This is a genomic window from Desulfopila sp. IMCC35008 (genome assembly GCF_010646885.2).
Taxonomy (GTDB): domain Bacteria; phylum Desulfobacterota; class Desulfobulbia; order Desulfobulbales; family Desulfocapsaceae; genus Desulfopila.
The window spans coordinates 4,689,581-4,706,763 of sequence record NZ_CP050700.1 but is presented as its reverse complement, the minus strand read 5'-3'; the positions used below and the strand labels follow the sequence as shown (position 1 = coordinate 4,706,763).

The following is a 17,183-nucleotide window of genomic DNA, read 5'->3' as shown; positions in this document are numbered from 1 at the left end:
TCCCGGAACGGCTCGTTCTTGTTAAAGGTTTAGTTATTGAAATTAGACAATATCAGGTGGGGGAATGAGGGTGTCGATATCAAGATCGTCTTCGACCCCGAAATCGATATCGGTTGATCCAGATGTGTCTGTCGCATCGGCTCCTGCATCTGCTGTTCCGGTGTCAACAGTGTCATCTCCACCGTACACGGTATCATCATCGCCATCATCGATAATGGAGTTACCGGTATCATCGAAAATGATCTCATCGCCTACCAGGTCGTCATTACCCGCATTTCCTTCCAGGGTGTCCTCACCGTATCCGCCTATGAGTTGATCATCACCGCTATCGCCGATGAGTATGTCGTTTCCTTCATCGCCATAAAGTGCGTCACTTCCGGTTCCACCATCGATAATGTCGTTTCCAATGCCACCTTCCAGGTTGTCATTACCTTCGCCACCGCTGATTATATCGTCTCCACCGCCGCCATTGACGGTGTCATCGTAATCCGTCCCAATAATGATATCCGAATCACTGCTGCCGGAGATGACCATGCCCTCTGTGGAGAGGTCGCCATCCGCCATATCCGCTTCCTTTGCGTCGATAGCTCCGGTACCGTCAAAAGTAATGCTGAAAGTGTCTTCGACAGTATCCCCGTCGCCGTCTGTAACCTCAAACGGAATAATTATGGTCTGGTCGAATCCGTCGACATCTTCATTGATTTCAACGGCAACTACACGATAATTACTGCCGGTCTCAAAGCGAATCTCATCAAATTCCAGATTGGGGTTTGATGCATCGGCCACAACATCATCTGAGGAGAATGTTACAGCAAGGTCGATGGACGAACTGCCTCCACCCGTTTTGGCCTCAGTGGTTGTCGGCGAGTAGGAAAGCTCACCGGATACCTGAACACCACTTTTCCAGAGAGAGAAGTATGCCGTATCGTCATATCCGATGTGATCCAGGAGAACCGTGGCGGAAGTGATGGCCATGGTTGTTCCTGTGACGTAATCCCCTTTGTGGCCTGTTTCGACCTCAACTTGAGAGAGGAATTTAAGCGAAAGGATTTCTGAAGGACGACCTGCCTCATCACCGATATCATCGATTTTTGCACCTCCGCCGACACCGATTCCCTGGTTAGAGTAGTTGATAGTTGTATCCTTGTCGGAGTCAGTACCGAAGGTATCCGTTCCACTGTATGGGGTGGCATCTCCACCAAAATCGCCTGCGAGATCCTGCGAGCCTTGCGCCAAAAGGAATATACTGTTGCCATAGGTGACGGTGGTCGCGGTTGTAGCTATTTCATCACCATCACCGAATACAGCGAGATCCGGGTTTCCTCCGTTCAGGTTATCTCCGAAATTGATGATGGTTGTTCCGCCTGTTCCTTCGAGTTCCAGAAATAGTTGGACGGAATAGGTTCCATTGGCTTCATTGACACTCACGGTGAATGCCTTGGCTCCCCAATCGGTTACTGCCGACCATGTGTCAGCACTCTCCTGGTGCCAGATGAGTGCTCCATCCTGCAGAACATGGATTTGCTGCATGTCACCGTCGACCTTGGCCATGACCTTAGCGCCTTCCACCAGATTTAGCTCAATACCGCCCGGTCCATCTGCGCCGTAGTCGACGGAAAGATCCGCTGTAAGCTCATTGATAGGCACGAGGGCATCATTATGGGCTGCGACTGCCAAAGTCGGTACCCCTTGAGGTATCGGCTCGATGAGATAGGTACTTGCCATCACCGAGTCCTGAGGAGTTCCTATTTGCGGACCATCGTCGTTAATGTTGACGATAAAGTCCGTATCTACAAAGTCTCCGTCCTTGTCCGTTGCCGTTATTGCAAAGACATCCTGCACTTGGTCTGCGGCGTACCGATCATAGTCACCATCATGTTTATCTACACTGCCCTTGTCATTATCCGGATGGATGAGGGTATTGTCGATGAGAGTGTATTGCCAGTCTCCGTTCTCCCATATTTCAAGGGTACCCGCGTCACTGTTAATAAGCTGGGAACTACCTTTGAGGCCTCCATTAATGATATCAATTTCAACATTGGTGTCATTAGGATCATTTATGTCAACGAACTCCTCAGGAGTGAATATCCCCTGACTGCTGATATTGAGAGTCAAGGGTTCATCTGCTCCGGTCATGAACTGGATTCCGGCCAGGGATGCGGCAAAGAAGTTGCCGTTTACCACCGTAGTGGAATAAGGATCTTTTTTCGTTCCTCCATCCTCAGGGTTCGAGGTGGTGGTGTCAAGGTGAGATTCACTGACAACCGGGCCTTTCTCAATACGTAAGACCGTGTCGTCGAAATCGTGATCGCCGAAATTCAGGTCCTCTATTCTTACCTCTCCACCATATTCCGGTACTTCATTGATAAACTCGCCTGCATATGGTCCTGGGCCAAAGGTTACCGCCCACTGGTCGGTAAAGTGGTTGAGGTCATCGGGGGCGGGCCCTCGGCCCCAATAGTCGGGAGCAGGAGAATCGAACTCAGCATCCATGAGGTAGACTCCCTGAACATTTGTCAAGGTAGTTACGTCGACCCAAGTTCCGTTTACCAATGATTGGAGTACTCCGTCATCAAACCTGAGTTCTGATTCTCCATCAAGACTGTGGCCTCCATTGGCGACTATGAAAATTTTGGTTCCTCCCTCATACGAACCCAGATCGACTCCCGGGGTGTAGTGGTAAGGTCCGCTATTAGCTTCACCGCTCAGATCAAACGAATAGGGGTTTACCGGTCCGGGATTGTCAAGATCTCCGGTACCTGCCTGTGCCCAGTTAGCTACTGCATTGGTTTGAGGGAGTATGAGTTTGACAAATTCCGGGTTGCCGTCGTCATCCAGCACATATGTGCCAATGGTGTTGTTGTATCCGGCGTATTCTGAAACGTAAAAGTACTGGGCTGTTTCAATAACTTCAGGAACATCATTTTCGACATAAATATTCAGCAGTCCTTCAAAATTAACCGATGCCTTGTCACCATCACCGTCGGTAACTTCATATTCAATGAACTGTCCCAGGTCATCTATGGTTAATGTTGCCTCGTCCCGATCGGCAGGATTAAGGTTTGGGCTATGATCCATCTGGTCATTGAGGTTGAACGTTACCTCACCTGAGGTTGTCGAAAGCTCAGCCGTGAAAATTAAGTTACCTGAAGGATCTGGATCACCAGGGGTACCCGATGTTCTTGCTTCAATTGTATTTCCCACCTTGAAATACCAGATCTGCATATGACTTGAAGTGTGTGTGGAAAGGTACGGGCTACTTTCGTCAATTCCAACAATGCTGAACTGTGAGCTGCCAAAACCGTCGGCACCGTAATCCACGGCACTTGCGGGAACAAGGCTGCCAAGATTGATAGTTGTAGTGTCGGTTTCCTGGCTGGTTCCTGGCGGATCGTCATCGTCAAGGTTTCCTGTTGAACTGTCAGGATCATTATTATTCGCCGGGTTGGCTGTGGTGTTTCCCAGCGCATCTTCCTGAACCTCACCTGAAAGAGGTCGAACTTCCCCGATTTCAATTTTGGGTCCGTCATCAAGGACCTTCACGTCGAAGTCGAGTTTTACGGAGTCACCATCGTAGTCTGTGACCCATATGTTGAAGGAGTCCAACTTGGTATCCGCGTATCCCCTGTCGCCATCACCATCACTACCGATAATCGTATCATCATGTTCGGTAGTATTATCGATAAGTCTGTATTCCCAACTCCCATCGGAGCTTATGGTAAGCTGGCCCGCTTTGCCTGATATATGATCTCCGGCACCGCTGAGATCCCCGTATACAGTGATGGAGCCGGGTGTAGTTGTGCCGAGGAGTAGAGACTCGCCGTTGACCGATATCTCGACGAGGCCGTTAGCAAATTCATCCGAGCCCGCTATGATATTGCCATCAGTAAGAAAGTTTCCTGTGAGGACTGGCCCGATTAGCGGAGCATCTCCGGTCCCTGTATCATCACCGGTAGCCACATCGATTTCTTCAAGTGCCGATTCAGAAACTTCTAGACAACGCGGATCGCAGACTTTTGGAATATCGTCTTCAATTACCAGGACAAACTTGCCTGGAACTGCACCGACGATGGTATCTCCATCAAAGTCTGTGGCGGTAAGGATTGAAGAAAAATCCAGTCCTGAGATTCCTATTGTTTCCTCGGCGTTGTCTCCTACACGCAACATTTTGTTTTCCCAGGCGGCCGCCCATGTCTGATCAACATGGTCCAACTGGTCGTCAAGGTCAAAATACCAACTCCCGTCAGTATGAACTGTCAGGGTGAAGACAACACGATCTTCTGTTCCATTGACGATTTCCTGAGAAACCGTTTCCAGTCCCCCCTCAGCAGGCTCCGGTTCTTCACCGGGCACATAAGCGACAAGGGTATTGCCTACGACTTTATATTCGACCTGTTCACCTTGTGACCAGAGTTGGGGGAGTTCCTCAAGAAGGTCGGGATCGGAACTAATCCCGTATTCTGCTTCAGCAGGTGCCTGTTCGCGCTGTTGGTTAAACTCATCGGCACCCACTTTAAATAATGAAGCTATGGAATTGCCATCCCATATCTCATCTTCAGAATTGTCATCCCATGGACTCTTAGCACCAGTGGAAAGGTCGGGATCAGAGACTAACGGAGGAGAGGTGTCTGGATCCCAATACTGATTACCTTCATCTGATTGTCCCATCTGCATGCCATCTTCTTCGACTTTCCCCCATATACCACCACAGTTATTCGTTGCAACAGGGATATCATCAATAGACTGGATGGTAAAAGATCCCGGTGGGAAGAGTTGGGCGCCATTGAGAAGAAGGTTCTGGGAAAAATCGATCGTATTTACCCAGGAAGTTGGCGGGTCATCTCCGTTATAGATGACCATTTCCAGGTTTTCTTCGGCAAGTGGTGCATCCGGATCCTTCTCAGTTAATATTGTTCCTCCTGGGCCGACATATCCAGGAGAAACATTGTCCAGTTGATCGTACAGGGTAAAGGTGTAGTCACCGCTTGCAACCACTTCAAATGTGAATACAACACGATACCCGGATTCTCCCCCGTCAGTCATGCCATAATCATATGCCCGGGCTTCGATCATGTTCGGATTTGTGCTGTTGGGGAAATATACGATTGGTGTCCCCTGGGATACCAGGTTCGGTAAGGCTCCGGCCATGGTGATAGACCAGGTACCGGTAGCACCCGTCAGGCCGTCATTGAGGTTTCCGGAGACTACGGCAGAATCAGGTTGCAGATCATCAGATATGATATCGTCCTGATCGGGGTTTCCATCAGATACAGATGGAATAGTTCCGGAATTGTATTGATCGGGCATGCTTGTAATATAGCCGCCGTCTGGAATCTGGGTGATTGTGATCTCTCCTGTAATGCGAATTTGATATGGTCCGGTGTCATAGGAACCATCCCAATACTGATCAGCTATTTTCAGCACATACTCACCAGGGTCCAGCACATCCCCAAAAGCGGGATCGGCCCATGATGTAGAGGTGTCTATCCCCCCAGGACCGTATGGGTTCGAGCCGAAGCTGACATTCACAGGGATAGTGAAGCTCCCGGAACCGTCATCTTTCCAGAGGGTGAGGAAGCTGTTGAGATTTTCCTGCCCCGGATCACCATCAAGATGGTCACTGTTCAGATCCTGCCATTCTGACTGCCATGGGAAGCTGTGCTCTGTCAAAATGTTAAACGAAACAGGTTTGCTGCCACCCTCCACAGTAAAAAACCATTCGTCGACGGTTGATTCGCCGGTTCCCTCAATTTCAAAAATTGTTGCGAAATACTGTACTCCTTCATCCATGGCCTCTTCCTCGACAACCCTGTTTATATCAAGGGTGACAACTGGAGGCGGGGGAGGCGGAGGCGGAGGTATTAGCTCCGGAATATCTGGTGTCGGTTCTGCTGGCGGGGCTGCAAACGCAGTTATAATCGGTGTGGGTTCTAGGTCCAGAACAGGTGGGTCTGGATCAAGGAAGTTGTAGCCGATGCCAATGGTTTCGGCTCCTGATTCAGGAGTGACCTCTTCAGCTGTCAGGAAAAATCGAACCGACGAGATGCCGCCACCGTCACTTGCTGCACCAGCAGCAGGACCCGCAGCCGTGGCTTCCAGGTCCTGGGTAGGATCGAACTCACCTTCAAGCAAGGCTTGCTGGATCTGTTCCACCTCCATGGCAGCCTCAGCGATATCTACCGGCATATCTCCCGGGAAGACGTCCTCGTCGATGGTCATGTCGGACATCCTGCCCAGATCGAGCTGGGTCCTGGCTGCATCCCCAAAGACGATGGAGATCATGCCGTCGCTACCGGTGGTTATCCGGTCATTTGGAAAAATAGGACTGTTGGGCTGCAGGGTGCGGGTAATGCCCTGCACTGATTCAGCTTTGACAGTTCCATACACTATCATAGCGGTTCCGATAGGTTGGACTGCGCTGCCTTGGCTGTTCACTTGAGTAGCGACCATGGTTTCCCCCCCCTTGGTTGAGCTGTCGGTGAATGTGTGCCTGCGTGCGAACACAACTTCATGTTATTTTAGAGTATATCCTCTAACATAAAGAAGGCCTATTGTACAGAGGTACCACTATGTGTTTAATATTCAAAGTGGCAGTGTATGGATGTTTTAAGGAGTTGGCGTGAAGAAAAGGAAAAGAAAGCCGGCACAGAATGGGCCGGCTTTTTTTAAAGGATAAAGATGGACAAAGCGAAGATTCTTTTTTGCTCTGTCCGTTAACGCATCATACAGCATCCGGGGGAGGAATCAGGGTGTCTATATCTTCTTCGACAACCTCGACAGTACCGGTAGAAGGATCCCCGACGTTGTCATTATTACCATCGTCGACCTCGTCGTTCAATCCGATGTCTCCCGCAGTATCAGTATCTGCACCACCGATAATGATGTCCTCATCATTGTCCTCAATGATGTCACTATCGGCAAGATCGGTGAAATCCACCATATCCCCTATCAGGATGTCGTCATCTGCGCCACCGTCAAGTTGGTCACTGCCGTCACCACCAATGAGCTGGTCTTCACCAGTGCCACCTTCCAGGGTGTCCTCTCCCGCGTCACCAAAAATGATATCATTGCCGTCACCACCGACAAGGATGTCATTTCCACCTCCGCCCTCGATGATATCAGATCCATCATTACCATAAATGGTATCATCATAATCCGTGCCGGAGATGACGTCACCATCATTGGAACCGGAGATGACCATGCCGCTGGTGGAAACGTCACCGTCAGCAGCATCAGCTTCTTCAGCGTCCAGATCGCCCTGGCCGTCAAAGGTGATGGAAAAGTCGCTCTGATCGCTGTCACCATCCGAATCGGTGATCTCAAACGGGATGACTACGGTCTGATCTTGGCCCTCGACGCTTGAGCCGATATCGACCGAAACGACCCTGTATTCACCTGCGTCGTCGGTAAGATCCGAGCCGCTTTCAAAGCGTATTTCATCAAACGAGCCTGATGTCGTCATCGTTGCGGCGTCGAAGGTAAAGGACACGTCATCACTGGCATTACCGCCGGCAGTGCCAACCTCTATAGCATCGGTTGCATCAGGAGTATTGTTATCCTGAAGTGTCTGGAAAACAATTTCATCACTCACCTGTTTACCGTTCAGCCAGAGACTGAAATAGGCCGTTTCTTCATAGCCAAGATGGTCCATGACTATTGAGGCTGAGGTGACAGCCAGACTGGTTGTGTTGGTTATGGAACGATCAGCCTCGACAGTTGCCTGCGAGACAATTTTCAGGGACAGTATTTCAGAATCTCTGGTGCCGCCGTCACTCCCTTCTCCGGCAATCTTCTGGGCGGTACCAGTACCTATTCCGGCTGCCGAATAATTGACGTCCAGTGGGTTGGTGCCGAAGGTGTCGACATCCGGGGTGGGGTCGGTATTGTCCTTCCACCCGAAAGCATCATCGAGATCATTGGAGCCAGAGGCATAGAGGAACAGGCCGTTGGTGAAAGTCGTGCTGCCATCACCATTATCGGTTTCATCTCCGTTGCCGAACAGTGCCTGAGGCTGCTTGCCGCCGTTCAGCGCATCACCGAAGGATATGGTGGTGTTGGAGCCGGTACCATCCAGAATGCCGTCCTGAACTACAGAGTAGGTGCCATTGTCTTCATCGATACTCACGGTAAAAACACTGTCTCCGCCGGAGGTCACTGCAGACCAACTGCCGTCACCGTTATCCTGCCACTCCAGATCCCCATCATTGCTGGTCATGGTGGTGCCGTCGGTTGTCATGACAGGGGCACCATCGGTCAAGGTGAGTTCGGCCGTGACAGGTTCATCTGAACCGGACTCGAAATCGAGGCTGGCAGTGAGGCTATTACCCTGTTCGTTACCGAGCAGGCTGTCCTGCGGGTTACCTATCACCGGCACGTCATCCTGAACAGAGATTACGAAAGCGCCTTCTGCTGCAGGTATTTGGTCATTGTCAGCATCAGTTGCAAGAATAATGGTTGAGAGGTCAATGCCGCTCACCTCTTCAGTGCCATCAACGCCTGATCGCAGCTCAAAATTCTCGCCGTCTCCGGCAACATGGTCGAGACTGCCATCAAGATCAAACTTCCATGAGCCGTCGGCGAATACCTCGAAAGTGAAAATGGTTTCCCCATCAGCACTTGCAGTCAGTACGTTGCCGTTCACCTCATAGCTGACCGGATTATTTCCAGAATAGAGACTCGGCAGTCCAACCGTAGAGGCAGAAAGGCCAAAAGTTAAAATCTCATCCGCGCCTGCTATGAACAAGTTGCTTATGTTGCTGGCATCGGTAGAGACTGTGGAGCCAATCGCCTCGTCAGCATTTGAAGAACCATCTTCGTTGTCGCCGGTACGGTTGTCGTCATCGGTTCCATCATTTTCATCGAGATCATCTTCCTCTACAGTGGCAGAGATGATTGGAGCGGAGACTTCAAGCAGCTCAGGCAGGATTGCCAACAGCTGGTCGCCGGTGGTGATGTTTACTGCATCGCCGGTGAGGTCCAGAGTGTCAAGCCGGTCGTCCTGATCGTTATTATTATCAACTCCGTCATCAGAGACGTTCAGGCCAATGGCTCGGACGTTATCAGCCCAGTCGCCAATTTGCTCTATTTCGTTGGAACCGTCTGTGCCTGTTAGCTCGCCAAGTGCTGTTGTAGCATTTGAGGTCTGGGCAACAGGTCCACCTGGTTCATCCATATCCGGGTCGTTATACCTGTTCGGGTCGCCGTCGGAGATAAACAGAACCTCGTTTACCAGGTTACCGGTTACATCTGAGTCGGTCAGCGGATCGCTACTGTTGATCCATTGCAAAGCCTGCTGATAGCCTGCTTCATAATTAGTGTATTGATCACCGGCACCAGGAGATGTCATCAAGGCAAGAGAATCAATTGCAGCCTGGGCGGAACCAACATCCCCACCGGTGATGGTAAAGGTGCCAAGGGCCGCGGAGTCCGTATTGTATTCTACCAGATGCACTTGATAGGTAGAGCCGGCAACACTTGTAGTCGCAAGACTGGTAAGCAGTGCAGTCACCGAGGCTTTCAGGGCATCAGCCCGACTGACGGTGCCGCCATTAAAGCTAATGTCATTGCCGTACATCGATCCTGAGTTGTCCAGGATCAGCACCAGGTTCATGGAGCTTGGTACCTGCACAGGGCTTACGGCTTCAGGAATGTCATCGGCAACTTCAATTGTGAGGCCATCCTGATTATCACCGCCAACCACTGGAACATCACCGAAGTTCACAGTATCACCGTCTGCGTCTTCTGCTTCTATTGCAGAGCCGAGGTTCAAAGTCAGGCTATTTTCTACTGCAGTGCCTGGCGCTGGAGGATCATGATCGAGTTGATCAAGAAGCTCAAAGTCATAGTCTCCGGTATCCTCGTCCAGTTGCAGTGTGAAGACTGTTCGGCCATCAGCTTCTGCAATCAGGGTGTTGGTGGTTGTGTCAACTCTGTAAGTTACAGCCGCCTCTTGGGATGTGAGATCCGGGTTGGCGTCTGCAAGTGCTGTCTGGACGTCGTCAACAAAGCTATAGGTTAAGTCTTCATCAGCCCCTGAGCTGACAATGGTGGAAAGTGAACCCGTTGCTGATGTCAGGTTGGGATCACCGTCAAACTCTGTATCGCCAGTTTCATCTTCATTACCTTCTGATCCCTCAACGCCTGGGCCAACGTAACCAGGATCAAAGTTGTGTAAACCTTCTTCTTCCACTTGGTGGCTAATGGGTTGTCCGGTGAGTACCGGAATGTCATCTTGGATTTTGACAATAAAAGAACCGCTTGCTGCAGAGGTTGTATCGGTAGCCTCATCGCTGTCAAAATCCTCGCCGGTAACCGTGGCCTTGAGGATGGAGGAGAAGTCGATTCCGACCACGCCGGTGGTGTCGGTTGGGCTTGTTTTGAGGAAGTATCCTTCCGTATTGCCATCTTCCACATGGTCAAGCTGGTCGTCGAGATCAAAGGACCAGGTCCCGTCTTCCTCAACCTTGAGGGTGAAGACGGTGCCGTTAGAGGTAGTGGCTGTGAGCGTATCACCATCGTCGTTGACATCGTAGCTGACTTGCTCCCCTTTGGAATAGAGATCCGTCAAGCCGGAAGTGTCATCAGCGAGCCAGGTGGTAACCACCGGAGTGGTGCCCTCCTCGTCGGCTCCGATGGGTGCGTAATCTGCGGTAAAGAGGGTGTGCAGGTTGGCGGTTTTGGCATCGCCAGTTTCATCATCGGCGTTGGTGTCGCCGGCCTGCTTGTTGCCTTCAGACTTATCTCCGGCATCACCGGTGGCTTCAGACATCCCGTCTTCCTCGACCATGCCAACGACAGAAGCCTGGGCTTTCGGTTCGATGTCGATAAATGGCACGTCATCCTGTACCTTGACGACAAAGGAACCATCGGCAGCGGTTGTGGTATCGGTCGCCTCATCGCTGTCATAATCCTCGCCGGTAACCGTAGCCTTGAGGATGGATGAGAAGTCGATTCCGACCACGCCCGTGGTGTCGGTTGGGCTTGTTTTGAGGAAGTATCCTTCCGTATCGCCATCCTCGACATGGTCAAGCTGGTCGTCGAGATCAAAGGACCAGGTACCATCTTCCTCAACCTTGAGGGTGAAGACGGTGCCGTTAGAGGTCGTGGCTGTGAGCGTATCACCCTCGTCGTTGACATCGTAGCTGACTTGCTCCCCTTTGGAATAAAGATCCGTCAAGCCGGAAGTGTCATCAGCGAGCCAGGTGGTGACCACCGGAGTGGTGCCCTCCTCGTCGGCTCCGATGGGTGCGTAATCTGCGGTAAAGAGGGTGTGCAGGTTGGCGGTTTTGGCATCGCCAGTTTCATCATCGGCGTTGGTGTCGCCGGCCTGCTTGTTGCCTTCAGACTTATCTCCGGCATCACCGGTGGCTTCAGACATGCCGTCCTCTTCGACCATGCCGATAATTTTCACCTGTGTATTTGGGTTGATCTGAATGTCGGGAGTGTCGTCTTGTATATTTATTAGAAACAAGTCCAGGCTTGCTGTTGCTGTTGCCTCGTCACCATCATAATCTTCACCGGTGACAGTCGCCCGGATGATTGGAGCCAGATCAATTCCGTTAACGCCTGTTGTGTCATCAGGGCTGGTTTTAAGCTGAAAACCTTCCGTATTGCCATCTTCCACATGGTCGAGCTGATCATCGAGATCAAAGCTTAAGCTGCCATCCTGATTGACGACAAATGTGAAAACAGTGCCGTATGAAGTGGATGCGGTCAGCGTGTCGCCGTCATCATTGACATCGTATTGGAGTTTTTCGCCTCTTGAATAGAGGTCTGTCAGGCCAGAGGTGTCATCTGCCAACCAGGTGGTTACGTTGAGAGCATCACCCGGTTCGTCTGCACCAATAGGGTTATAATTTGTAGTGAATAGGCCTGTTAAAGTTCCGGTAGGAGCAGAAACTTCATCTCTTGAGTTAGTGTCTCCAGGCTCCTTGTTACCTTCGGACTTATCGCCATCATCACCGCTGGAAATCGACATTCCATCTTCCTGAACGGAACCAAATACACGATAAATAGAATCGATAGTCACCTCCGGCACGTCATCCTGTACCTTGACCACAAAGGAACCATCAGCAGCGGTCGTCGTATCGGTCGCTGCATCACTGTCAAAGTCTTCACCGGTTACCGTACCCTGCAGTATCGAGGAGAAGTCGATACCTTCAACACCGGTGGTGTCGGTAGGGCTGGTCTTGAGATAGTATCCTTCCGTATTGCCATCTTCCACATGGTCAAGCTGGTCGTCGAGATCAAAGGACCAGGTCCCGTCTTCCTCAACCTTGAGGGTGAAGACGGTGCCGTTAGAGGTAGTGGCTGTGAGCGTATCACCATCGTCGTTGACATCGTAGCTGACTTGCTCCCCTTTGGAATAGAGATCCGTCAAGCCGGAAGTGTCATCAGCGAGCCAGGTGGTGACCACCGGAGTGGTGCCCTCCTCGTCGGCTCCGATGGGTGCGTAATCTGCGGTAAAGAGGGTGTGCAGGTTGGCGGTTTTGGCATCGCCAGTTTCATCATCGGCGTTGGTGTCGCCGGCCTGCTTGTTGCCTTCAGACTTATCTCCGGCATCACCGGTGGCTTCAGACATCCCGTCTTCCTCGACCATGCCAACGACAGAAGCCTGGGCTTTCGGTTCGATGTCGATAAAAGGCACGTCATCCTGTACCTTGACGACAAAGGAGCCATCGGCAGCGGTTGTGGTATCGGTCGCCTCATCGCTGTCATAATCCTCGCCGGTAACCGTAGCCTTGAGGATGGATGAGAAGTCGATTCCGACCACGCCCGTGGTGTCGGTTGGGCTTGTTTTGAGGAAGTATCCTTCCGTATCGCCATCCTCGACATGGTCAAGCTGGTCGTCGAGATCAAAGGACCAGGTACCATCTTCCTCAACCTTGAGGGTGAAGACGGTGCCGTTAGAGGTCGTGGCTGTGAGCGTATCACCCTCGTCGTTGACATCGTAGCTGACTTGCTCCCCTTTGGAATAAAGATCCGTCAAGCCGGAAGTGTCATCAGCGAGCCAGGTGGTGACCACCGGAGTGGTGCCCTCCTCGTCGGCTCCGATGGGTGCGTAATCTGCGGTAAAGAGGGTGTGCAGGTTGGCGGTTTTGGCATCGCCAGTTTCATCATCGGCGTTGGTGTCGCCGGCCTGCTTGTTGCCTTCAGACTTATCTCCGGCATCACCGGTGGCTTCAGACATCCCGTCTTCCTCGACCATGCCAACGACAGAAGCCTGGGCTTTCGGTTCGATGTCGATAAATGGCACGTCATCCTGTACCTTGACGACAAAGGAGCCATCGACAGCGGTTGTGGTGTCGGTCGCCTCATCGCTGTCAAAATCCTCGCCGGTAACCGTGGCCTTGAGGATGGATGAGAAGTCGATTCCGACCACGCCGGTGGTGTCGGTTGGGCTTGTTTTGAGGAAGTATCCTTCCGTATCACCATCTTCCACATGGTCAAGCTGGTCGTCGAGATCAAAGGACCAGGTCCCGTCTTCCTCAACCTTGAGGGTGAAGACGGTGCCGTTAGAGGTAGTGGCTGTGAGCGTATCACCATCGTCGTTGACATCGTAGCTGACTTTCTCGCCTTGTGAGTAGAGATCCGTCAAGCCGGAAGTGTCATCGGCGAGCCAGGTGGTGACCACCGGAGTGGTGCCCTCCTCGTCGGCTCCGATGGGTGCGTAATCTGCGGTAAAGAGGGTGTGCAGGTTGGCGGTTTTGGCATCGCCAGTTTCATCATCGGCGTTGGTGTCGCCGGCCTGCTTGTTGCCTTCAGACTTATCTCCGGCATCACCGGTGGCTTCAGACATCCCATCTTCCTCGACCATACCGACAACAGAAGCCTGGGCTTTCGGTTCGATGTCGATAAATGGCACGTCATCCTGGACTTTGACGACAAAGGAGCCATCGGCCGCCATTGTGGTGTCGGTCGCCTCATCGCTGTCATAATCCTCGCCGGTTACTGTCGCCTTGAGGATGGAGGAAAAGTCAATACCTTCAACACCGGTGGTATCAGTGGGGCTGGTCTTAAGATAGTATCCTTCCGTATCACCATCTTCCACATGGTCAAGCTGGTCGTCGAGATCAAAGGACCAGGTCCCGTCTTCCTCAACCTTGAGGGTGAAGACAGTACCGTTAGAGGTAGTGGCTGTGAGCGTATCACCGTCATCGTTGACATCGTAGCTGACTTTCTCGCCTTGTGAGTAGAGATCCGTTAAGCCGGAAGTGTCATCGGCGAGCCAGGTGGTGACCACCGGAGTGGTGCCCTCCTCGTCGGCTCCGATGGGTGCGTAATCTGCGGTAAAGAGGGTGTGCAGGTTGGCGGTTTTGGTATCGCCAGTTTCATCATCGGCGTTGGTGTCGCCGGCCTGCTTGTTGCCTTCAGACTTATCTCCGGCATCACCGGTGGCTTCAGACATCCCGTCTTCCTCGACCATACCGACAACTTTGGCTTCTACAGCTGGAGTGATTTTTACGTCAGGAATATCATCTTGTACACGTATTACAAAAGAACCTGTTGCTGCACCGGTTGCGGTATCCTGATCATAGTCCGTTACCATCAGCACTGATGACAGATCGATGCCATTTACACCTGTGGTGTCGGTGGGGCTGGTTTTAAGATTGAATCCTTCCGTATTGCCATCTTCTATATGATCAAGCTGGTCATCAAGGTCAAAGGACCAAGTCCCGTCTTCATTGACAGTAAGGGTGAAAACCGTGCCAAAGGACGTTGTTGCAGTCAGGGTCGTCCCATCAGCGCTGACATCGTAAATTACTTTTTCCCCATGGGAGTAAAGATCGGTCAACTTGCTGGTATCTGCAGACACACCAAACTGGAAAGTGCCGTTTTCGAACTCATCTGATCCAACAAACAGGTCGGTGATTGAACCGGTAGTTGTTGGAGAAGTGTCGGAGGCCTCATCGTCCGTCGTCGTCTCCCCGCTCTCTCTATTGCCTTCGGAGTTATCATCCGGGTCTTCGATTGTTTGCCTGGAGAGGCCGTCTTCCTTAACCAGTGAGAGGACAGACTGTGGTCTTAATACAGCAGCTGGAACGTCATCTTCTATTGTGATTTGAAATCCGCTCTCCAGGTCGACAAAATCATTGTCGAAATCCCACGCTCTGAGAAGAGGAGCAAACTCAATGCTGAAAGAATTTTCACCATGACCCGGGTCATGGTCTATCTGGTCGTTGAGGCGAAAATTGTAATTGCCATTTTCAAAGACCTGCAGGGTAAATACTTCCCTGCCGTCTGCAGAGGCAGTGAGGGTGTTGCCAACCACATTATACTCGATTGTATCTCCCTGGGATTTGAGATTCAGGCTGTCAAGGCCGCTGGTTTCATTAAGGAGTTCAAACCGTGCTCCACTCGGAGAGAGAAAGCCTAATCCTTCTGGGAATTCAGGTGAATCATCAAAGTATATCGGGTATTCATCGGCGCCCACATTCACAAGACTTTGCAGGTTCCCGTTTACAGAATCATTGAAAACCGAGCCGTCTTCATCAAATCCCTGGGACAGGTTAGGAGGAATGGTCATGTCATCCTCTTCCACCTTGCCTGATACGGTTTCGTCAGAAAGTTCAGGAACGTCATCAACGACGATGAAGCCAAAGAGGCCGTCCGCAAATGTTATTGTTGTGCCGCCCTGAACAGCTTGCAGAGATCCTGAAAAATCTATTGAGCCAATTGCTCCTGAGTCTGATCGCAGTTCGATGTTCTCATCACTTTGGGGAGGGTCGGTCGTAAGCGGGGTGTGGTCAAGCTGATCGTACTGGATGTAGCGATAGTCCCCGTCGGGTGTGACCTCAAGACTGAAGACAGGTCGCCAAAATTGTTCCACATCACTCTCTTGTTGAGCATCAGCCGCGAATGCTGCGGGGCCAAACGATGGTACGTATGCCAGGATAAACGTTCCATCAGGGGTCGTGCCCAGGTAGTACTGTACCTGTTGGTCCTGAGAGTAGAGCGTTGGCAGGTTGGAGGTGTCTACCAGGCTGAACGTGGCAGGCCCATCAGTGAGAGCTCCGACCAGGCTGCCTCCGTCTGCGTTAGTGATGATCGCAGAGTCAGGTTGAAAACTGTCTTCTGGATTATCGGGGGAAGAGGTGTCGGGGGCATCAATTTCGTCCGGATTCCCATTCGAATAGAAACTTGGGGGATAGGTGCCGGATGCCCAGCCGCCAGGACCAAGTGGCCAGTCGGACTCGTTGCCGAAGAGGAAATTGTTGTTCATTGCCTCTTCTTCTACAACCCTGATAATGGGAGTGGGGGTAAAAGGTGTAGGGGGAGGAGGCGGTGGAGGAATAATTGGTTCATCCACTGGTTCAGGTGCAGGCTCTGCAGTAAAAGTTGCAATGACAGGCTCTGGTGCGGTCGGTTCTTCTTCCAGAACCGGCGGCTCGGGATCAAGGAAATCTCTTTCGATACCCCTTGTCTCAGCACCTGATTCCGGTGTAACCTCCTGTGCTGTTAAATCAAACCTGGCAGCGGAGATACCACCGCCGTCACTGGCTACTGCTGCGGTCGGTCCGGCTGCAGGTGCTTCAAGATCCTGGGTCGGGTCAAATTCACCAGTCAGTAACGCTTCCTGGATCTCTTCAATCTCAGTAGCGACTTCGCTTATGTCGCTGGGGATTTCACCGGGGAAAATATCATCATCAATAAGTGTGTTGGACATCCGGCCGATATCGATCTGGGTATTCGCTGCGTCCCCGAATACAATGGAGATCATGCCATCGGCACCCGTTATTATCCTGTCATTCAGGAAGATCGGGCTATCTTGCTCAATTACGCGTACTGTACCGTCTGCAGCTTGGGCCTGAACCTGCCCGTATACTATAGTCGCACTACCCACCTGTTGGGTGGGTGTTGATTGGGTATTGTCTGTTGTCGCCATAACTTCCTCCTGGGTGTGATTGGTGCCACATTGTAGTAATATAATATGACCACAACAAAGTTAGGGTAACTGTACTTAGGTACTAGTAAATAACATCAATGAGGCCATGCTATATAAGACACTGTAATGTAAGCTTTAAATGTTATGGCTTCGTGACATATTAAATTATGTGAAGATGTATCAGAAAAATTGATAAGTTGATATGGATGGCCTCCTGTGTATACTACATTTTTGACGGTTGATTCTCTGAAGCAGTGTGATACAATGGCTTCGTTGCTGTTATCACATAAAGAACGAT

Annotated in this window: 2 protein-coding genes; both read right to left on the bottom strand. The window is 51.3% G+C overall.

The window, feature by feature from the left end; genetic code table 11:
* Positions 1-42 precede the first annotated feature (42 nt).
* On the bottom strand, positions 43-6,450 hold the full coding sequence (locus GA520_RS20245) for a retention module-containing protein (protein WP_163337403.1): 6,408 nt from the start codon (positions 6,448-6,450) through the stop codon (positions 43-45).
* Positions 6,451-6,721: 271 nt separating this feature from the next.
* A complete protein-coding gene (locus tag GA520_RS20240; protein WP_163337402.1) occupies positions 6,722-16,885 on the bottom strand; it encodes a retention module-containing protein in 10,164 nt (3,387 codons plus the stop codon).
* Between the last annotated feature and the right edge of the window lie 298 nt (positions 16,886-17,183).

Bases quoted from the DNA above. Each gene is read 5' to 3' on its own strand.
- GA520_RS20245 (WP_163337403.1), bottom strand. From the start codon at position 6,450: ATGGTCGCTACTCAAGTGAACAGCCAAGGCAGCGCAGTCCAACCTATC.
- GA520_RS20240 (WP_163337402.1), bottom strand. From the start codon at position 16,885: ATGGCGACAACAGACAATACCCAATCAACACCCACCCAACAGGTGGGT.